The organism is Streptomyces agglomeratus, assembly GCF_001746415.1.
GTDB classification, from domain to species: Bacteria; Actinomycetota; Actinomycetes; order Streptomycetales; family Streptomycetaceae; genus Streptomyces; species Streptomyces agglomeratus.
This window is the reverse complement of the sequence record NZ_MEHJ01000001.1, coordinates 2,671,693-2,691,094: the sequence shown is the minus strand read 5'-3', so window position 1 is coordinate 2,691,094 and position 19,402 is coordinate 2,671,693. Positions and strand designations below refer to the sequence as shown.

Below are 19,402 nucleotides of genomic sequence, written 5' to 3'. Positions count from 1 at the left end.
GACCCTGATAAAGGGCGGCGGGGGAGGGCTGCCACAATGGGGTGCGAGCTTGTGCGTCCGTTCACAAGATCGACCGTTCCCTGCGACGACGAAGGTTGCCCCTCCGTGGACATCAAGACCGCTTCCGCACTCCGCCGCCTCCGCCTGGTGTCCGTCCCCGAGGCGGTCTCCTTCCTGTTGCTGCTCGTCTGCTCGGTGCTCAAGCGCACCACGGAGTTCAACGCCGTCCCGGTCATGGGCGCCGTCCACGGCCTCCTCTTCGTCCTGTACGTCCTCTTCTGGGCGGACGCCTGGAACCGGACGAAGTGGTCCCTCGGGACGGCGGCCTTCTACCTCGCCATGTCGGTCCTGCCGACCGGCGGCTTCTTCGCCGACAAGCGCCTCAAGCGCGCGGCCGAGGACGCGGTCATCGCGGGCCGCGCCCGCAAGCAGGGTGTGGTCGGCGCATGATCGTCGCCTTCTCCGTCAGCCCGCTGGGTGTGGGCGAGGACGTCGGGGAGTACGTCGCCGACGCGGTGCGCGTGGTCCGCGAGTCCGGGCTGCCCCACCGCACCGACGCGATGTTCACCTCGATCGAGGGGGAGTGGGACGAGGTGATGGACGTCGTGAAGCGCGCCGTCGCCGTCGTCGAGGCCCGCGCCCCGCGCGTGTCGCTGGTCCTCAAGGCCGACATCCGGCCCGGCGTCACCGACGGGCTGACCTCCAAGGTCGAGACCGTGGAGCGCCATCTGAGTGCCTGAACCGGCCGTACGACAGCCCCCGACCGCCCCGGCGCGGTCGGGGGCTTCGTCGTTCAAACCGCCGGACGCGGAAAACCGCCCGCTCGGACGACCCAGTTCGACACACCGCCAAATGTCCCTTTATGTGGGGGTATCGAACGCCCTCGACTGCGGGAGGCACAGTGCGGCCGGACGGCTACGACTACGAGACCCACAGCCGGCTCGCCGGGCCGCTGACGGAACCTGGCACCACCGCGTACCGGGTTCAGTACCGGAGTCTGATGGCGCAGGAACCGCACCGAATACGCGCCGTGCTGCTGATGACGCTGGCTCCGCTGCTCTCGGCGCTGCTGCTCGTCTACCTCGTCTGGCCCACCCACTGGACCGAACGCGAGGGCGGCGACCGCTGGCTGGTCCGGCTCGACCAGGTGATGCTGGCCTCGATCGGCCTGATCATGTTCTTCATGCTGGTCAACGTGGTGTCGATCGCACACGCCACGCTGGTCGCCAGGGACCCCGTACCGGTGACGCCCGAGCCCGGCACCCGGGTCGCGTTCCTCACGACGTACGTGCCGGGCAAGGAAGCCCTGTCCATGGTGCGCGCCACGCTCGAAGGGGCGGTCGGGCTGCGGCACGACGGACCGCTCGACATCTGGCTCCTCGACGAGGGCGACGACGAGCAGGCCCGCGCGCTCTGTGCCGAGCTGGGCGTACGGCACTTCACCCGCAGCGGCATACCGGAGTGGAACACCAGGAAGGGCCCGCACCGGGCGAGGACCAAGCACGGCAACTACAACGCCTGGCTCGCCATGCACGGCGACGACTACGACTTCTTCGCCTCCGTCGACACCGACCACGTGCCGCTGGCCAACTTCCTCGAACGGATGCTGGGTTACTTCCGCGACCCGGACGTCGCCTTCGTCGTCGGCCCGCAGGTCTACGGCAACTACGACCGGTGCGTCACCAAGGCAGCCGAGTCGCAGCAGTTCCTGTTCCACGCCCTGATCCAGCGCGCCGGCAACCGCTACGGCGCGCCCATGTTCGTCGGCACCAACAACGTCGTACGCGTCCGGGCCCTCAAGCAGGTCGGCGGCCTGTACGACTCGATCACCGAGGACATGGCCACCGGCTTCGAACTGCACCGCAGGAGGAACCCGGACACCGGGCGCTTCTGGCGGTCCGTCTACACCCCGGACGTGCTGGCCGTCGGCGAGGGCCCGGCCTCCTGGACCGACTTCTTCACGCAGCAGCTGAGGTGGTCGCGGGGCACGTACGAGACGCTGTTCAAGCAGTTCTGGAAAGCGCCGCTGCGCGTGCCGCCGGGCCGGCTGCTCACGTACTCGCTGATGCTCGTCTACTACCCGATGACGGCCGTGAACTGGCTGCTCGGCATTCTCAGCTGCGTCCTGTTCCTGTGGTTCGGGGCGTCCGGCACTCAGGTCTCCTCGTCGGTGTGGCTGATGCTCTACAGCGACGCGGCCGCCCTCCAGATCGGGCTCTACCTGTGGAACAGGCGCCACAACGTCTCGCCGCACGAACCCGAGGGCTCCGGTGGCCTGGCCGGCATGGCGATGTCGGCGCTCTGCGCACCGATCTACGCGAAGTCCCTCGGCTCGGCGGTGCTGCGCACCCGAGGCAGGTTCGTGGTCACGCCCAAGGGCGGCGAGGCGAGCCCCGACCGGCTGCTGACCTTCCGTATCCACCTGTCCTGGGCGGTGGTGCTGCTGGCCTCGCTGGTCGCGTCCGTCCACTTCGGTCACACCCATGCGGCGATGCGCACATGGGCCGTACTGGCCCTGGTCATCGCACTCGCGCCGGTCGCGGTGTGGTGCTGGACCTCCGCACGTGAGCGCGCCGCCACCAGGACCGTCAGCGCCAGGGCCGTCAAGGGCGCCGCAGGCAGCGCGGTGCCGGGTGAGGAGCCGGAGCCCGCGTTCGCGACGACGACCGGAGGGAACTGACCCATGGCCTACCGGCCGACGCAGAAGTTCAAGAAGACGCTGCTGGGCGGCGGAGCCGTCGTGGTGCTCGCGGGACTCAACGCCCCGGCGGCGCTGACCTTCGTGGAGGAGAAGTACCACGCGTACAAGATCGCGCAGCCCGGCTACAAGGCGCAGTACGGCTCCTGGTCGACCGTCGACATCCCCGAGAAGTACCGCACGAACGCCATCCACGCGGCCCTGCTCCACACCGGCAAGGTGCTGATCATCGCGGGCTCGGGCAACGAGCAGAAGAAGTTCGACGAGGGCACCTTCGAGACCGTCCTGTGGGACCCGCGGGACGACTCCTTCGAGCTGGTACCGACCCCCGAGGACTTCTTCTGCGCCGGGCACGCGCAACTGCCCGACGGGCGGCTGCTGGTGGCGGGCGGCACGGCACGCTACGAGGTGATGGGCGACAAGGTCATGCGGGCCGGCGGCGGGATGCGGGTCAAGAACGAGAACCCGGACAAGCCCATCACCTTCAAGAAGGGCACCCGGTTCCGCTCGCCCTCCGGGATCACGTACGTGTCGCGGTTCGACGTGACCGTCCCGAAGGCGAAGCGCCAGTTCAAGATCTCGTACGCCAAGAGCGGACGCATGCTGCCCTGGAAGACCAGCGTCAAGGCGGCCGAGGCCCGGGTATTCGTCGAGGCCGTCGAGGAAGGGCCGAAGGCGGTCACCAAGCAGTCCGCGCAGTACGAGATCCTCGGACTCAAGGGCGAGGACGCCGACAACGCGTACGGCCTCGCCGAGGCGATCACCATGGACAAGCAGGACTACCAGGGCATCAGGGCGGCGTACGAGTTCGACCCGAAGGCGGAGCGGTACATACCCGTCGACCCCATGAAGGAGGCCCGCTGGTACCCGACGCTGGTCACCCTCCAGAACGGCAAGGTGCTCGCGGTCTCCGGCCTCGACGACGTCGGCGCCATCCTGGCCGGCGACAACGAGTACTACGACCCGAAGACGAAGAAGTGGTCGAAGGCGCCCTTCCGGTACTTCCCGACGTACCCGGCGCTCTTCCTCACCAAGGGCGGCAAGCTCTTCTACTCCGGCGCGAACGCCGGTTACGGACCGGCCGACAAGGGCCGCGATCCCGGCATCTGGGACCTGGAGAAGAACACCTTCAAGAAGGTCGGCGGGCTCACCGATCTCGACCAGACCGAGACTGCGGCGTCACTGGTCCTGCCGCCCGCGCAGAACCAGCGGGTGATGATCCTCGGCGGAGGGGGCGTCGGGGAGTCCGAGAAGGCGACCGGGCGTACGGCGGTCATCGACCTGAACAAGGAGAGCCCGGCCTTCGAGCCCGGACCCCGGCTCCCGCAGGGCACGCGGTACCTGAACAGCGTCATCATGCCGGACGACACGGTCTTCACCAGCGGCGGCTCCGGGGACTACCGGGGGCGCGGCGCCAGCAACATCCTCAAGGCGCAGTTCTACGACCCGAAGACGAACGCCTTCAAGGCGGCGGCCGACCCGACCGTGGGACGCAACTATCACTCCGAGGCGCTGCTGCTGCCCGACGGCCGGGTGGTGACCTTCGGCTCCGATTCGCTCTTCGGCGACAAGGACAACACGAAGCTCGGCAAGTTCGAGCAGCGGATGGAGGTCTACACGCCGCCGTACCTCTTCCGGGACAAGGCACTGCGTCCGGTGCTGGGGGCCGGGCCGCGCGAGCTGGGGGCGTCGGGGAGGGCGACGTACCGGACCGCGCACCCCGAGCGGATCGCGCGGGCCCGGCTGATGCGGCCGAGCGCGGTGACGCACACGACGGATGTCGAGCAGCGCTCCATCGAACTCGGCCTGCGCAAGGGCCGCGGCCGGGTCACGGTGGAGGTGCCGGGCGACAAGTCCCTGGTGCCGCCCGGCTGGTACATGCTGTTCGTCACCGACGCCGAGGGGACGCCGTCGGAGGCGAAGTGGATCCACGTGAAGTAAGTGCGGCCGCTGCCCCGCATCCCCCGCTGCCCCGCCCCCTCACGCCTTCGCGCGGCGGGCCAGCCCCAGCGCGTAGTCCGGCCACCAGGTGCCGGCCGCCGGGCCTCCCCGGCACTCGCCGTCCGAGTCGCCGGGCCGCTTGATCCACAGGTACGCGTCGAGCAGCGGGTCTCCGGTGCGGTCGCTGGGCGGCGTACCGAGCGCGCGCCCGGTGGGGTTGCACCAGGCGTCGGTGCGGCTGCCGGGCAGGGGGCCATTGCCGTTGCGGCTGCTGTCGATCACGAAGTGGGCGCCGCCGAGGAGGCCGGACAGCCGGGCGCCGAACGATCTGACGGTGTCGTTCGCCTGGAAGTTGGAGACATTGAGCGAGATGCCGTCGGCCCGGTCGACGCCGGCCCGTTCAAGGGGTTCCACGAGCTTGCCGGGGTCGTCGATCCACGCCGGATTGCCCGCGTCCAGGTACACCTTGGTCTTCGGCTGCTGCTTGAGCCGGTCGACCGCACCGGAGAGGAGCTCGGTGCGTTCGTCGTGCTCCTCGGCCGGCGTGCACCCGTCCACGATGTGGGCCACGGCGTCCGGCTCCAGGATGACGATGGCCGGGGCGGAGCCGATGCTGTCGGCGAAGGAGCCGATCCAGCGGCGGTAGGTCTCGGCGTCGTCGGCGCCTCCCGCGGAGTGCTGGCCGCAGTCGCGGTGGGGGATGTTGTACGCGACGAGTACGACGGTCCGGCCGTCCCGGGCCGCGCCGCGCACGGCCTTCTCGATGTCGGGCGCGGGATCGTCCCCGGCCGGCCAGTCGGCCACCGGCCTTTCGGAGATCCGCCGCAGCACGTCCGCGTCGGCGCTGCGGCCCTGCGCCTCCCACTCCGCGACCTGGCGGGCGGCGTCGCTCCGAGGGTCGACCCAGTACGGGGACGAGTCCCGGCCCGGCGCCTGGTCCCGCGCGGTGGCGGCCGTGCCGGCCGCCTGCCCCGACCCGGGCCCGGAGCTGCCGGAGCCGGAGCAGCCGGCGGCGAGTGCGAGGCAGGCGAGCGCGGCAGCGGTGAGCGAGCGGGTCGGTCTGCGGCCGGACATCCAGCCCCCTTGAACGGTTCGACTGGGCGACGTCGGCTGGGCGACGCCAGGGACCGGGCAATCGTTGCATAGTGCGCATATCGGGTACGGCTGCGACACCGGTGGGGTGGTGGGGGGCGTGGTGGCCGTGCCCGTGGCGGCGGAGGGTTCGCGTACGCGTGGCCGGCTTCGAATTCGACCGAAGCGCGAGACGGGGATGTCCGCGATATGACCGGCCGGTAAGGTCGACGCCGTGCCGAAGCCGCTCAGCCTCCCGTTCGATCCCATCGCCAGAGCCGACGAACTCTGGCGGCAGCGCTGGGGACCCGTCCCCTCGATGTCCGCGATCACGTCGATCATGCGCGCGCACCAGATCCTCCTCGCGGAGGTCGACGCCGTCGTCAGACCGTACGGACTGACCTTCGCGCGGTACGAGGCGCTGGTGCTGCTCACCTTCTCCAAGCAGGGCGAACTGCCGATGTCCAAGATCGGTGAGCGGCTGATGGTCCACCCGACGTCCGTCACGAACACCGTCGACCGGCTGGTGAAGTCCGGTCTCGTCGACAAACGGCCCAATCCGAACGACGGTCGCGGCACGCTCGCCTCGATCACCGGGAAGGGCCGCGAGGTGGTGGAGGCGGCGACCCGCGACCTGATGGCGATGGACTTCGGGCTGGGTGTGTACGACGCCGAGGAGTGCGCGGAGATCTTCGCCATGCTGCGTCCGCTGCGGGTGGCGGCCCACGACTTCGAGGAGAAGTAGGCGCCGGTTCCGGGGGCGGCGCGGGAGGGCCGGGGCGAAACGGTCCAGAACCGGCAACCCGCGCGAAGATCGCCCGCCCGGCCCCGCTACGCTCGACGCCATGAAGTCGAATGTGCTGTCCCGATACCGGGTGATGGCGTACATCACCGCCGTGTGGCTGCTGGTCTTCACCGTGGCGATCGTCGCGAAGTACGTGTTCCACGTCGGCGACACCATGCTCATCTCGCAGATCCACGGTGTGCTGTTCATCATCTATGTCGTCTTCGCCTTCGATCTCGGCACCAAGGCGAAGTGGCCGTTCGGCAAGCTGCTGTGGGTGCTGGCGGCCGGCTGCATCCCCCTGGCCTCGTTCTTTGTCGAGCCGAAGATCACCCGCGAGGCCCGTGCGCTGATCACGGACGCGCGCCCGGTGACGGCGAAGGTCTGATCATCCACGCGTTCTGACCGCCACAAGCGTGGCTTGTGGCGGTCGGCCATCGACATTTACTAGGACGTCCTAGTAAATTCGAAGTATGGACGCTGAAGCGATCGAGGAAGGCCGCCGCCGCTGGCAGGCCCGTTACGACAAGGCCCGCAAGCGCGACGCGGACTTCACCACGCTCTCCGGAGACCCGGTCGACCCCGTGTACGGGCCGCGGCCCGGTGACACGTACGAGGGATTCGAGCGCATCGGGTGGCCGGGGGAGTACCCCTTCACCCGCGGCCTGCACCCGACCGGCTACCGGGGCCGGACTTGGACCATCCGCCAGTTCGCCGGCTTCGGCAATGCCGAGCAGACGAACGAGCGCTACAAGATGATCCTGGCGAACGGCGGCGGCGGCCTGTCCGTGGCCTTCGACATGCCGACGCTGATGGGCCGCGACTCGGACGAGCCGAAGGCGCTCGGCGAGGTCGGGCACTGCGGTGTGGCCATCGATTCCGCCGCCGACATGGAGGTCCTGTTCAAGGACATCCCGCTGGGCGACGTCACCACGTCCATGACGATCAGCGGGCCGGCCGTCCCCGTCTTCTGCATGTACCTGGTCGCGGCGGAGCGGCAGGGGGTGGACCCCGGGGTCCTCAACGGCACGCTCCAGACCGACATCTTCAAGGAGTACATCGCGCAGAAGGAGTGGCTCTTCCAGCCGGAGCCGCACCTGCGCCTGATCGGCGACCTGATGGAGCACTGCGCGCGCTCGATCCCGGCGTACAAGCCGCTGTCGGTCTCCGGCTACCACATCCGCGAGGCGGGAGCGACGGCCGCGCAGGAGCTCGCGTACACGCTGGCGGACGGCTTCGGATACGTCGAGCTGGGCCTCAGCCGGGGCATGGACGTGGACCACTTCGCGCCGGGCCTGTCGTTCTTCTTCGACGCGCACGTGGACTTCTTCGAGGAGATCGCGAAGTTCCGCGCGGCCAGGAGGATCTGGGCGCGGTGGATGCGGGACGTCTACGGCGCGCGGACGGACAAGGCGCAGTGGCTGCGGTTCCACACGCAGACGGCGGGTGTGTCACTGACCGCTCAGCAGCCGTACAACAACGTGGTGCGTACGGCGGTCGAGGCGCTGGCGGCGGTGCTGGGCGGAACGAACTCGCTGCACACCAACGCGCTGGACGAGACGCTCGCGCTGCCGAGCGAGCAGGCGGCGGAGATCGCGCTGCGTACGCAGCAGGTGCTGATGGAGGAGACGGGCGTCGCGAACGTGGCGGACCCGCTGGGCGGCTCCTGGTACATCGAGCAGCTGACCGACCGCATCGAGGCGGACGCGGAGAAGATCTTCGACCAGATCAAGGAGCGGGGGACACGGGCGCACTCGGACGGGCGCCATCCGATCGGTCCGATCACCTCCGGAATCCTGCGCGGGATCGAGGACGGCTGGTTCACCGGGGAGATCGCGGAATCCGCCTTCCAGTACCAGCGGTCGGTGGAGAAGGGCGACAAGCGGGTGGTGGGTGTGAACTGCCACCACGGCTCGGTGACGGGCGACCTGGAGATCCTGCGGGTGAGCCACGAGGTCGAGCGCGTGCAGGTGAGCACGCTGGCGGAGCGCAAGGCGGCGCGGGACGACGCCAAGGTACGAGCGTCGCTGGACGCGCTGCTCGCGGCCGCGCGCGACGGGTCGAACATGATAGAGCCGATGCTCACGGCGGTACGTGCCGAAGCGACCCTGGGCGAGATCTGCGGCGTCCTGAGGGACGAGTGGGGGGTCTACACGGAGCCGCCGGGGTTCTGAGGAGGCTTCCCACGCGGGTGTCCTCGTCCCCGGGCGTCGGTCGCCAGGGGGACGGGCGCGCGCCCGCCCGGCGGCCGGGGTCACAGCGTGCGGACGACGCGCGTCGGGCTTCCGGCGGCCGGCACGCCAGGGGGAAGCAGACCCTTGGTGACCACGGAGCCCGCGCCCACCATCGCGTTCGCGCGGCCGATGGTCACGCCGGGGCAGACGGTTGACGAACGTGCCCGTACCGGTGGCGATGTGATGGCCGTAGTCGCGGTGGAACGGGGCGCGGATGCGGTCCCCGCAGCTCCATGACCACGGGTTCCGGTTCGGGCAGCAGGAGTTGACGCGACATCACCGACCGGACGGATGTGCGGCGGGCGCCACCGTGCGGTGTGGTCCGTCGCCGCCGTCGTGGGCCCGGCCTATGACTCCGATTCCGAAGCGACTCCCGACGTCAGGCCGTTCACCAGCAGGAGCGAGAAGCTGTGGGCCCACTCCCGGTCCACCGGTTCCGCGCTCACCAGGGCCCGGTGGACGACGGCGCCCGCGATGATGTCGAAGATCAGGTCCGCGTTACGGGCCGCCTGGGCGGGGTCGTCCTCGTACGGCAGTTCGCCGCGGGCCTGGGCGCGCTCCCGGCCCAGCAGCACCAGGCACTTCTGGCGGTCGACGATCGCCGAGCGGATACGTTTCCGCAGCGCCTCGTCGCGCGTCGACTCCGCGACGACGGCCATCAGCGCGGTCTTGGCCTCCGGCCGGTCGAGCAGCGCGGCGAACTGGAGCACCACCCCTTCGACGTCGGCCATCAGGCTTCCCCGGTCCGGCAGCCGCAGTTCGTCGAAGAGGACGGCCACGGCGTCGACGACCAGCTCGCTCTTGTTCGCCCAGCGGCGGTACAGCGTGGTCTTGGCGACTCCCGCCCGGCTCGCCACGTCGCCCATCGTCAGCTTCGACCAGCCCAGGTCCACCAGCGCGGCCCTCGTCGCCCTGAGGATGGCGGCGTGGGCCTCGACGCTGCGCGGGCGGCCCGTGCGGCTGGGAGGGGGGAGCGGGGGGTGGCTGGACATGCCCGCGACCATACCGGCCGGTAGGTGTCAGGTGCCGGTGAGCCAGATCACGGTGGCCGCCTACCGGGCGGACCGGCTTTCCAGTTACGCTACGACCAGTAGCGAAAGAGCGACAACCAAAGCGACAAACCCTGGCGCGAGGGTGGGGACCCCGCGCCGAACCGGTCCTCCTCGGGACCTTGGGCCGTGTTCGTCCGTACGCCTCGCAAACCGGCGGGGGGCTGCGGGCGGGCGCGGTTCGTGTATCCGGTGTCCTCGCGGTGGCTGTCCGGCGACCGTACAGGCACCGGACCGGCACAAGTTTTTCTTTACCGCGCGCGAAAGGGGGAGGATGTACGCATGCAGCCTAGGAACATGTCCATGAGCGGCGTCGTCGACCTCGCCGCGGTGAAGGCGGCCGGCGAAGCCCGGCAGAAGGCGGAGCAGGCGCGTGCCGAGGCCGCCAGGAGCGGCGGCGGTGGCGGTGCCGTTGCCCCGTCCGGTCTGGTGATCGATGTCGACGAGGCCGGCTTCGAGCGCGATGTCCTCCAGCGCTCCGCCGAAGTCCCGGTCGTCATCGACTTCTGGGCCGAGTGGTGCGAGCCGTGCAAGCAGCTCGGCCCGCTCCTCGAACGCCTCGCCCTCCAGTACAACGGTCGCTTCGTCCTCGCCAAGGTGGACGTCGACTCCAATCAGATGCTGATGCAGCAGTTCGGGATCCAGGGGATCCCGGCGGTCTTCGCGGTGGTCGCCGGGCAGGCGCTGCCGCTCTTCCAGGGCGCGGCCCCCGAGGCGCAGATCCGCGAGACGCTGGATCAGCTCATCCAGGTCGCCGAGGAGCGCTTCGGGCTGACGGGTATCGCCGTCGACCCGGCGGCGGGCGCCGGTGAAGGTGCGGCGGAAGCGGCAGAGGCGCCCGCCGGTCCGTACGACGCACTGCTCGAAGCGGCGGCGCGGGCGCTGGACGCGAACGACTTCGGCGGCGCGGTCCAGGCGTACAAGAACGTACTGGTCGACGACCCGGGCAACACCGAGGCCAAGCTCGGTCTCGCGCAGGCGGAACTCCTCGCGCGCGTCCAGAACCTCGACCCGCAGAAGGTGCGCCAGGACGCCGCCGAGAATCCGGACGACGTGGCGGCGCAGATCGCCGCGGCCGATCTGGATCTGGTCGGCGGCCATGTGGAGGACGCCTTCGGGCGTCTGGTCGAGACGGTGCGCCGCACCGTCGGCGACGACCGCGACGCGGCGCGGGTGCGGCTGCTGGAGCTCTTCGAGGTGATCGGCGGCGACGACCCGCGCGTGGCGCCGGCACGGGCCGCGCTCGCGAGGGTGCTGTTCTGACCAGTCGTAGCCGGTTGTAGTCACTGGTGCCCGGAAGGGCCCCATAGGGCCCGGTAACACCGGTGGTGCTCCTGCGACCGGCAGGGTTGATTTGGCGACACAGTGACAAAAGGCGGCCGCGTTTTACCGAAACTTGGTAATCGCGGCCGCTGTTACTGGCAGTAAGTCGATCAAGGTGTTCTGCCCGTTTCTGGGCGACAATCACTGGGTATTTCCCGTCACTTGACGGCACCGTCCGTGGTTCCTCGATACCGGGCGGTCGCGCTTCGGTTATCCAGCCGTTACTAGCCAGTAACGAACCCCTTGTGTACCGGCCTTGAATGCACCACGATCGGCCACGCTCGGTCCAATACCGCACCAGCCCGACAGCCAATCGTGCCGCGGTCCCGTGGGTCCCCACCGAGCCGGCCGGCGGCAGAGCTGCCGACCGTGGACAGGGGGGTCTCTGCCGAACGGCGGGGCCTGTCCAACAGGTTGCGCGAATGCGTGGCCAGTGGTTGTCGCTCGGGGGTGATCGCCGGTGTTTCGGAAGTCGTTTGCGCCTCCGATACGGGCGCTCTCCTTCCCGAGGACGTAGCACTTCTCCCATCCCCCTGCGGGCTTCGCCCGTACCGGAGATGTACGTCCGAGAAGGAGGAAAGTCATGGAGTCTGCAGTTCGTGGCGGGACCAGATGGAAGCGGTTCGCCGTCGTCATGGTGCCGAGTGTGGCCGCGACGGCCGCGATAGGTGTCGCCCTCGCACAGGGCGCGCTCGCGGCGTCGTTCAGCGTTTCTGGCCAGAGCTTCAAGGTCAGCGCGGAGAAGCTCGAAGGTAAGGGCTTCTTCCAGTACGGAGGAATGGCCGAAGGCACCGACCTCGAGGGCAACAAGGCTGCCCACCCGGTCGCCGTGTCGGCGTTCAAGACCGCCGAGATCACCAAGATGTGTCAGTCGGTCGTGACGCCCAACGTCCCGATCTTCGGCAACATCTCCCTCCAGCTCACCGCCGGCGGGAACGGTACGCCGGTCAAGGCAGAGAACCTGTACCTGGACGTCGAGGAGCTCGGCGCGAACGCCGAGTTCAAGAACATCGACATCGGTGTGGCGGCGGGCAAGGCCACGAAGGGCCCGGGTATCCAGCCGGGCACCAGGGCCAACCCGTACGGCTTCTCGCAGCAGGCCGACTCGGCCGTGCTGACCGACGTGAAGCAGAAGGCCTGGGCCACCACGGCCGGCACCTTCAAGCTCAGTGGTCTGAGCATGAAGCTGCACAAGGGCGTCAAGGAGTGCTACTAAGCACCCCCTCTGCGGGCGGGACGCGTGACGCGTCGCGCGTCCCGCCCGCTGCCCCTCCCTCATCTCTGCACAGCAACACCGGTTCCAGGGAGCTGTTTTCCATGAGCGCCGAGTCCTCGGGTCCGAGCCGCGATTTCCACTACTGGCGGCTGCGCTTCCGTGCCTGGCGGGGCGGCAGGCCGTTCTGGGCGGGCCTGCTCACCCTTGTGGGCGGTGTGCCCATTGCCTGGCTTCCGTACGCCGAAATCAAGATCGGCCACCTCACGATGGCCATGGCCACCACGGCGGGAGCGGGCTCGCTGATCATCGGCGTACTGCTCGTCACGCTCGGCCTGACCATGTGGTACCACCACATCGTCCGGATCTTCGCGGGCGTCGCCTCGATTCTGCTGGCGCTCGTCTCGATCCCCGTGTCCAATCTGGGCGGCTTCGGGGTCGGCTTCCTGCTGGCGCTGACCGGCGGAGCCCTGTCCATCTCCTGGGCGCCGGCCAAGCCGGACGCGCCTGTCGAGTACGGGACGAAGACCGACGAGGCCCCGCCCGTGGGCGACCGGCCGGCCGGAGTCGCGGACGGCACGGACCACACGTACGCAACCGACACATCTGTTGACGCCAATGGCGGGAGGAACAGTGCGGGGTGACGAGGCGGAGCTGACCGCGGCCGGGGGCGACCGGACGCGGGAAAGAAGCGGGCCGCGTCACGCGGCCCCCAGGAAGTCGCTCCTGACGAAGCTGCAAATACCCGCGGGCAAGGCGATGGCCCTGGCCGCGATGCCCACGGCGGTGTTCGTGGGCATGGGACTCACCCCGAAGCTGGCGCTCGCCGACGACCAGGTGACCAACCCGTTCGCCCCCGGCCCGTGCGTCACCCGCTCGGACACGCCTGAGCCGGACGCCTCCGAGTCCAAGTCCCCCTCGGCCACGCCCACCCCGTCGGTCACCCCGAGTGCGGGCACCACGCCGGACAAGCCGGCCGAGACGCCCGGCACCGGAGAGACGCCGAAGCCCGGCGAGACCCCGGACGCCGACGCGAGCAGCACCGCGCCGGCCACCGAGCCCACCAAGGAGCCGGAGGCGGGCAAGCCCACGACGCCGACGCCGGATCCGACGGAGAGCGAGACCAAGAACCCGCTCGACCCGCTGGGCGTGGGCGAAGCGATCAAGGACGTGTTCGACGGGCCGGACAAGGAGACCGCCGCTCCGGAGCCCTCGGAGACGGAGGCCGCCGGCGACAGCGCGACCGGGGAGCCGGCCGCCGAGCAGCCGGACGACACGAAGCCGGCCGCGCAGCAGCCGGCCGCCGAGCAGCCGGACGCCACCAAGCCCGACGCGCAGCGGCCCGGCGCCGACGAGGCGAAGGACCCGGCCGCCGACAACCCGGTGGACGACGCGGCCGACAAGACCGCCGACGCCATCAGGGACGCGGCGGACAAGGCGGGCGCGAAGGTCGAAGAGCTCGGCGACGAGGCCAAGGGCACCAAGGACGACGCGGACGACGCGGCGGACGGCAAGGCGGACGACCCCGCCGCCGGGGCCGACGGCAAGGAGCCCTTCCCCTGCCCGACGGCGGACCCGGAGGCGCTCGCGAACGCCAAGCTCGAACAGGGCATCCCCGACCTGCCGGACGACCCGTGGATCCTGGAGAGCTCGATGCTCACCCTGCGCGGGCTCGACTACAAGGGCATCGTCGAGGTCAGGACCGGCAGCGGAAAGATCAAGAAGGTACTGAAGTTCACCGCCGAGCAGACCGACATCATGGACCTTCACCAGAAGGTCGTCGGCCCCAACGGCACCACGGCGCACGTGCAGGCGGCCGCGGGGTCCAAGTCGACCCTGCGCGACGGCACGGTCACCATGTACACGGAGGAGCTGAAGGGCAACCTCTTCGGCCTCATCCCGATCACGTTCAGCCCGGAGACCCCGCCCCCGCTGAATGTCCCGATCGCCATGTTCACGAAGGTCAAGGTGACCCAGGCCGGCCAGTTCGGCGGCACGCTCAAGGTCCCCGGCCTGCACAACTTCTACACCGGCTGATCCGCCCGGCGGTACGGCGAACGGCGGCGGCCCGCCCCCTCTCACCGGGGGGCGGGCCGCCGCCGTTTCGCGTGTCGCGCGGTGGGCGTCAGGCCGCGTCGTGCCCGCCGCCGCCCAGGTGGTGCACCCGGACCATGTTGGTCGTGCCGGGTACGCCGGGGGGCGAACCGGCGGTGATGACCATGGTGTCGCCGTTGTTGTAGCGCTGGAGCTTCAGCAGCTCGGCGTCGACCAGGTCGACCATCGCGTCGGTGTTGTCGACGTGCGGCACGACGAAGGACTCGACGCCCCAGCTCAGCGCGAGCTGGTTGCGGGTGCCGACGTCGGTGGTGAAGGCCAGGATCGGCTGGGCCGCGCGGTAGCGGGACAACCGGCGGGCCGTGTCGCCGGACTTGGTGAAGGCGACCAGGGCCTTGCCGTTCAGGAAGTCCGCGATCTCGGCGGCCGCGCGGGCGACCGAACCGCCCTGCGTACGGGGCTTCTTGCCCGGCACCAGCGGCTGGAGGCCCTTGGAGAGAAGCTCCTCCTCGGCCGCGACGACGATCTTCGACATCGTCTTGACCGTCTCGATCGGGTACGCCCCGACCGAGGACTCGGCGGACAGCATGACGGCGTCGGCGCCGTCCAGGATCGCGTTGGCGACGTCGGACGCCTCGGCGCGCGTCGGACGCGAGTTGGTGATCATCGACTCCATCATCTGGGTCGCGACGATCACCGGCTTGGCGTTGCGGCGGCACAGCTCGATGAGCCGCTTCTGCACCATCGGGACCTTTTCGAGCGGGTACTCGACGGCCAGGTCGCCGCGGGCGACCATCACACCGTCGAACGCCATGACGACGCCCTCCATGTGCTCGACGGCCTGCGGCTTCTCGACCTTCGCGATGACGGGGACCCGGCGGCCCTCCTCGTCCATCACCTTGTGGACGTCCTTGACGTCGTCGGCGTCCCGCACGAAGGACAGCGCGACCATGTCGCAGCCCATCCGCAGGGCGAAGCGCAGGTCGTCGACGTCCTTCTCGGACAGGGCGGGGACGTTGACCGCCGCGCCCGGCAGGTTGATGCCCTTGTGGTCGGAGACCACACCGCCCTCGATCACGATGGTGTGGACCTGCGGGCCCTCGACCGAGACGACCTTGAGCTCGACGTTGCCGTCGTTGATCAGGATCGGGTCGCCCTTGGAGACGTCGCCGGGCAGACCCTTGTAGGTCGTGCCGCAGATCGACTTGTCACCGGGGACGTCCTCGACGGTGATGACGAACTCGTCCCCGCGGACCAGTTCGACCGGCCCCTCGGCGAACTTCGCCAGCCGGATCTTCGGGCCCTGGAGGTCGGCGAGCACGCCCACCGCGCGGCCCGTCTCCTCGGCGGCCTTGCGGACCCGGTCGTACCGGCTCTGGTGCTCGGCGTGGGTGCCGTGGCTGAAGTTGAATCGGGCCACGCTCATGCCGGCTTCGATCAGAGCCACGAGCTGGTCATGGGAGTCGACGGCGGGACCCAGTGTGCAGACGATTTTGGAACGGCGCATGAGGCGGATCCTATCGGTTTGTTTCGCTGCGGAATATTCCGTCTGGTGGAATGTACAAATGGGCGGGATGCCGCTCAGGCGTTGACCAACGCATACGTCTGCCGGGCGATTTCCAGCTCTTCGTCGGTCGGCACCACGGCGACCGCGACCCGGGCGTACCCGGGCGAGATCAGCCGCGCCGCGTCCGACCGTACGGCGTTCAGATCCGCGTCCACCACCAGTCCGAGCTCCTCCAGGCCCTCGACCGCGGCCGCGCGCACGGGGGCCGCGTTCTCGCCGACTCCCGCGGTGAACACCACCGCGTCGACCCGGCCGAGAACGGCGTAGTAAGCGCCGATGTATTTCTTCAGCCGGTGGATGTAGATCTCGAAAGCCAGCAATGCGCGCTGATCACCCTCGTCGATACGACGGCGTATCTCCCGCATGTCGTTGTCACCGCAAAGGCCGACAAGCCCGCTTTTCTTGTTCAGCAATACGTCGATCTCGTCCGTGCTCATCCCGGCGACCCGCTCCAGGTGGAACGTCACCGCGGGATCGACGTCACCGGAGCGCGTACCCATGACCAGCCCTTCCAAGGGGGTCAGTCCCATGGACGTGTCCACGCACTTCCCGCCGCGCACCGCGGACGCCGAGGCCCCGTTGCCGAGGTGCAGCACGATGACGTTGACCTCGGAGGGGTCCTTGCCCAGCAGCTTGGCCGTCTCGCGCGAGACGAACGCGTGCGAAGTGCCGTGGAAGCCGTACCGGCGGATGCGGTGGGCGTCGGCGGTCTCGACGTCGATCGCGTAGCGGGCCGCCGACTCCGGCATGGTCGTGTGGAAGGCGGTGTCGAAGACGGCGACCTGCGGCAGGTCCGGGCGCATCGCCTGGGCGGTGCGGATGCCGGTGATGTTCGCCGGGTTGTGCAGCGGGGCGACCGGGACGAGCCGCTCGATCTCCGCCATCACCTCGTCGGTGATCACGGTCGGCGCGCTGAACCTCAGGCCGCCGTGCACGACGCGGTGGCCGATGGCGGCCAGCTCGGGGGAGTCCAGGCCGAGCCCGTCGTGCGCGAGCTCCTCGGCGACGGCTTTGAGCGCGGCCTCGTGGTCGGCGATCGGCCCGGTGCGCTCGCGCTTCCCGCCGCCGTCGGTGAGCGGGGTGTGCACCAGCCGGGAGGTCTCCTCGCCGATGCGCTCCACCAGGCCGACGGCGAGACGCGCGCTGTCGCGCATGTCGAGCAGCTGGTACTTCACCGACGAGGAGCCGGAGTTGAGGACGAGGACGCGGGTGGCGGAAGCGGTCACGGGTGCGGGGCCTTCGGGGCTCGGAGGGATGCTCGGGGTGCTCGCCGCACGCGGGGCGTTCGCGGGCGCGGGGTCGGCCGTCACAGGTTCACACCCTGTGCCTGGATCGCCGTGATGGCGACCGTCTGGACGATGTCCTGCACCAGCGCGCCGCGCGACAGGTCGTTGACCGGCTTGTTCAGGCCCTGGAGGACCGGGCCGACGGCGACGGCGCCGGCCGAGCGCTGGACGGCCTTGTAGGTGTTGTTGCCGGTGTTCAGGTCGGGGAAGATCAGCACCGTGGCCTGGCCGGCGACCTCCGAGCCCGGCAGTTTGGTGGCGGCGACCGACGGCTCCACGGCCGCGTCGTACTGGATCGGCCCCTCGACCAGCAGGTCCGGACGGCCGGCGCGCACCAGCTCGGTGGCGTCGCGGACCTTGTCGACGTCCGCACCGGTGCCGGAGCTGCCCGTGGAGTACGACAGCATCGCGATCCGGGGGTCCACACCGAACTTCTCGGCCGTGGCCGCCGACTGCACGGCGATGTCCGCGAGCTGCACGGCGTCCGGGTCGGGGTTGACCGCGCAGTCGCCGTACACGAGCACCCGGTCGGCGAGCAGCATGAAGAAGACCGAGGAGACGATCTTCGCGTCCGGCTTGGTCTTGATGATCTCGAAGGCGGGGCGGATGGTCGCGGCGGTGGAGTGCACCGAGCCGGAGACCATGCCGTCGGCCAGACCCTCGTGGACCATCAGCGTGCCGAAGTAGTTGACGTCGGCCACCACGTCGTACGCCAGCTCCACGCTGACGCCCTTGTGCGCGCGCAGCTTCGCGTACTTCTCCGCGAAACGGCTCCGCAGCTCGGAGGTCTGCGGGTCGATGAGCTGGGTCTTGCTGAGGTCGATGCCCAGGTCGGCGGCCTTCTTGCGCAGTACGTCGACGTCGCCGAGCAGCGTCAGGTCGCACACGTCGCGGCGCAGCAGTACGTCGGCGGCGCGCAGCACGCGCTCCTCTGTGCCCTCGGGCAGTACGACACGGCGGCGGTTGGCGCGGGCCCGCTCCAGCAGCTCGTGCTCGAACATCATCGGCGTGACACGGCCGCTGCGGGCAACCGCCATGCGCTCCAGCAGGTCGGCGGTGTCGACGTACCGCTCGAAGAGGCCGAGCGCGGTCTCCGCCTTGCGGGGGGTCGCGGCGTTGAGCTTGCCCTCCAGGGCGAACAGCTCACCGGCGGTGGGGAAGGAGCCGCCCGCCACCGAGACCACGGGGGTGCCCGGCGCGAGGCGCGATGCCAGGGTGAGGACCTCGTCGCCGGGCCGCTCGTCGAGGGTCAGGAGTACGCCCGCTATGGGCGGGGTCCCGGCGCTGTGCGCCGCGAGCGCCCCCACCACCAGGTCGGCGCGGTCGCCCGGGGTCACGACGAGGCAGCCGGGGGTCAGGGCGTTGAGGAAGTTGGGCAGCATCGCGCCGCCGAAGACGAAGTCCAGGGCGTCGCGCGCCAGGCCCGCGTGGTCCCCGAGCACCACCTTGCCGCCGAGGGCGTGCGTGATCTGGGCGACCGTCGGAGCGGCCAGCGCCGGCTCGTCCGGCAGCACGTAGCAGGGCACCGGGAGGCGGGCCTCCAGGCGCTCGGCGATCTCCGCGCGGTCCGCCGGGGCGACCCGGTTGGCGACCATGGCGAGGACCTGGCAGCCGAGTGCCTCGTACGCGCGGTACGCGTTGCGGGTCTCGGCGCGCACGGCGTCGGCGGGCTGCTTCCGGCCGCCGACCACCGGGATCACCGAGGCGCCGAACTCGTTGGCCAGGCGGGCGTTCAGGGCCAGCTCGTCGGGAAGCTGGGTGTCGGCGAAGTCCGTACCGAGGACGAGGACGACCTCGTAGTCCCGGGCCACCCGGTGGAAGCGGTCGACGACACGGGTGACCAGTTCGTCGGTGCCCCTCTCGGCCTGGAGCGCCGCCGCCTCCCGGTAGTACATCCCGTAGCCGGTCTCCGGATCCTGGGACAGCCGGTACCGGGCGCGCAGCAGGTCGAAGAGCCGGTCCGGCCCGTCGTGCACCAGGGGGCGGAAGACACCCACCCGGTCCACCTGGCGCGTCAGGAGCTCCATGACTCCCAGCTCGATGACCTGCCGGCCGTCTCCCCGGTCGATCCCGGTCACGTACACGCTGCGCGTCACGCGTGCTCTCCGTCCAGATAGGGTGGTCTTGCCCTCTTGACAATACCTGTGCGGGTGGATAGGGCGCCCGCCGGGCGGGGGCTGT

At 69.9% G+C, this 19,402-nt stretch carries 16 protein-coding genes and 1 pseudogene; 11 read left to right on the top strand and 6 right to left on the bottom strand.

The genetic code is table 11. The features are described from left to right. Window positions 1-105 precede the first annotated feature (105 nt). From AS594_RS11230 to glxA, 4 genes are all read left to right on the top strand, one after another. Window positions 106-450: a DUF3817 domain-containing protein gene (locus AS594_RS11230; protein ID WP_069926879.1), complete on the top strand. Its 345-nt coding sequence runs from the start codon at window positions 106-108 to the stop codon at window positions 448-450. Then, window positions 447-740, top strand: a complete 294-nt coding sequence (locus AS594_RS11225; RefSeq protein WP_069926878.1) for an MTH1187 family thiamine-binding protein — start codon at window positions 447-449, stop codon at window positions 738-740. Before AS594_RS11230 ends, AS594_RS11225 begins: the two co-directional genes overlap by 4 nt. 161 nt (window positions 741-901) lie before the next feature. Next, window positions 902-2,680: a glycosyltransferase family 2 protein gene (locus AS594_RS11220; protein ID WP_420877776.1), complete on the top strand. Its 1,779-nt coding sequence runs from the start codon at window positions 902-904 to the stop codon at window positions 2,678-2,680. Window positions 2,681-2,683: 3 nt separating this feature from the next. After that, window positions 2,684-4,639 carry a radical copper oxidase GlxA gene (glxA, locus tag AS594_RS11215; RefSeq protein WP_069926876.1) on the top strand — a complete coding sequence of 652 codons (1,956 nt, stop codon included), beginning with the start codon at window positions 2,684-2,686 and terminating at the stop codon, window positions 4,637-4,639. Window positions 4,640-4,678: 39 nt separating this feature from the next. On the opposite strand, the gene AS594_RS11210 is transcribed toward glxA, so the two are convergent. Beyond that, the gene (locus AS594_RS11210; protein ID WP_069926875.1) at window positions 4,679-5,713 is read right to left on the bottom strand and encodes a glycoside hydrolase family 6 protein; all 1,035 of its coding nucleotides are present in this window, start codon (window positions 5,711-5,713) and stop codon (window positions 4,679-4,681) included. Between the two features lie 232 nt (window positions 5,714-5,945). Between AS594_RS11210 and AS594_RS11205 the strand changes: the two genes are divergently transcribed. The 3 genes from AS594_RS11205 to AS594_RS11195 all read left to right on the top strand — a co-directional run bounded on the left by AS594_RS11205 (window position 5,946) and on the right by AS594_RS11195 (window position 8,668). Continuing rightward, window positions 5,946-6,455: a MarR family winged helix-turn-helix transcriptional regulator gene (locus AS594_RS11205; protein ID WP_069926874.1), complete on the top strand. Its 510-nt coding sequence runs from the start codon at window positions 5,946-5,948 to the stop codon at window positions 6,453-6,455. Window positions 6,456-6,555: 100 nt separating this feature from the next. Then, window positions 6,556-6,882: a DUF3817 domain-containing protein gene (locus AS594_RS11200; RefSeq protein ID WP_069926873.1), complete on the top strand. Its 327-nt coding sequence runs from the start codon at window positions 6,556-6,558 to the stop codon at window positions 6,880-6,882. 85 nt (window positions 6,883-6,967) lie between these two features. After that, window positions 6,968-8,668 (top strand): coenzyme B12-dependent isobutyryl-CoA mutase large subunit, encoded by a 1,701-nt coding sequence (locus AS594_RS11195; protein WP_069933038.1) that lies wholly within the window; start codon window positions 6,968-6,970, stop codon window positions 8,666-8,668. A gap of 80 nt (window positions 8,669-8,748) precedes the next feature. Here the strand turns inward: AS594_RS11195 and AS594_RS40990 are convergent. Next, window positions 8,749-8,877: pseudogene (locus AS594_RS40990) on the bottom strand (sugar O-acetyltransferase); the annotation flags it as partial. 198 nt (window positions 8,878-9,075) lie between these two features. Next, a complete protein-coding gene (locus AS594_RS11190) occupies window positions 9,076-9,732 on the bottom strand; it encodes a TetR/AcrR family transcriptional regulator (RefSeq protein ID WP_069926871.1) in 657 nt (218 codons plus the stop codon). A 327-nt stretch (window positions 9,733-10,059) separates the two neighbouring features. On the opposite strand from AS594_RS11190, the gene AS594_RS11185 reads away from it, so the two are divergent. The 4 genes from AS594_RS11185 (at window position 10,060) to AS594_RS11170 (ending at window position 14,350) form a co-directional block, all read left to right on the top strand. Then, on the top strand, window positions 10,060-11,040 hold the full coding sequence (locus AS594_RS11185) for a tetratricopeptide repeat protein (protein WP_079148226.1): 981 nt from the start codon (window positions 10,060-10,062) through the stop codon (window positions 11,038-11,040). A gap of 643 nt (window positions 11,041-11,683) precedes the next feature. Continuing rightward, on the top strand, window positions 11,684-12,316 hold the full coding sequence (locus AS594_RS11180) for a DUF6230 family protein (protein ID WP_069926869.1): 633 nt from the start codon (window positions 11,684-11,686) through the stop codon (window positions 12,314-12,316). A gap of 101 nt (window positions 12,317-12,417) precedes the next feature. Beyond that, a complete protein-coding gene (locus AS594_RS11175) occupies window positions 12,418-12,957 on the top strand; it encodes a DUF6114 domain-containing protein (RefSeq protein ID WP_069933040.1) in 540 nt (179 codons plus the stop codon). Then, entirely contained in the window at window positions 12,947-14,350 is a 1,404-nt protein-coding gene (locus tag AS594_RS11170) for an MSCRAMM family adhesin (protein ID WP_069935083.1), read from the top strand. Before AS594_RS11175 ends, AS594_RS11170 begins: the two co-directional genes overlap by 11 nt. Window positions 14,351-14,438: 88 nt before the next feature. Here AS594_RS11170 and pyk read toward each other — a convergent pair whose 3' ends face one another. From pyk to pta, 3 genes are all read right to left on the bottom strand, one after another. Further along, on the bottom strand, window positions 14,439-15,875 hold the full coding sequence (pyk, locus tag AS594_RS11165) for a pyruvate kinase (RefSeq protein WP_069926866.1): 1,437 nt from the start codon (window positions 15,873-15,875) through the stop codon (window positions 14,439-14,441). Window positions 15,876-15,949: 74 nt separating this feature from the next. Continuing rightward, entirely contained in the window at window positions 15,950-17,161 is a 1,212-nt protein-coding gene (locus tag AS594_RS11160; RefSeq protein WP_069926865.1) for an acetate kinase, read from the bottom strand. Between the two features lie 80 nt (window positions 17,162-17,241). Next, window positions 17,242-19,317 carry a phosphate acetyltransferase gene (gene pta / locus AS594_RS11155; protein WP_069933042.1) on the bottom strand — a complete coding sequence of 692 codons (2,076 nt, stop codon included), beginning with the start codon at window positions 19,315-19,317 and terminating at the stop codon, window positions 17,242-17,244. Window positions 19,318-19,402: the final 85 nt, after the last annotated feature.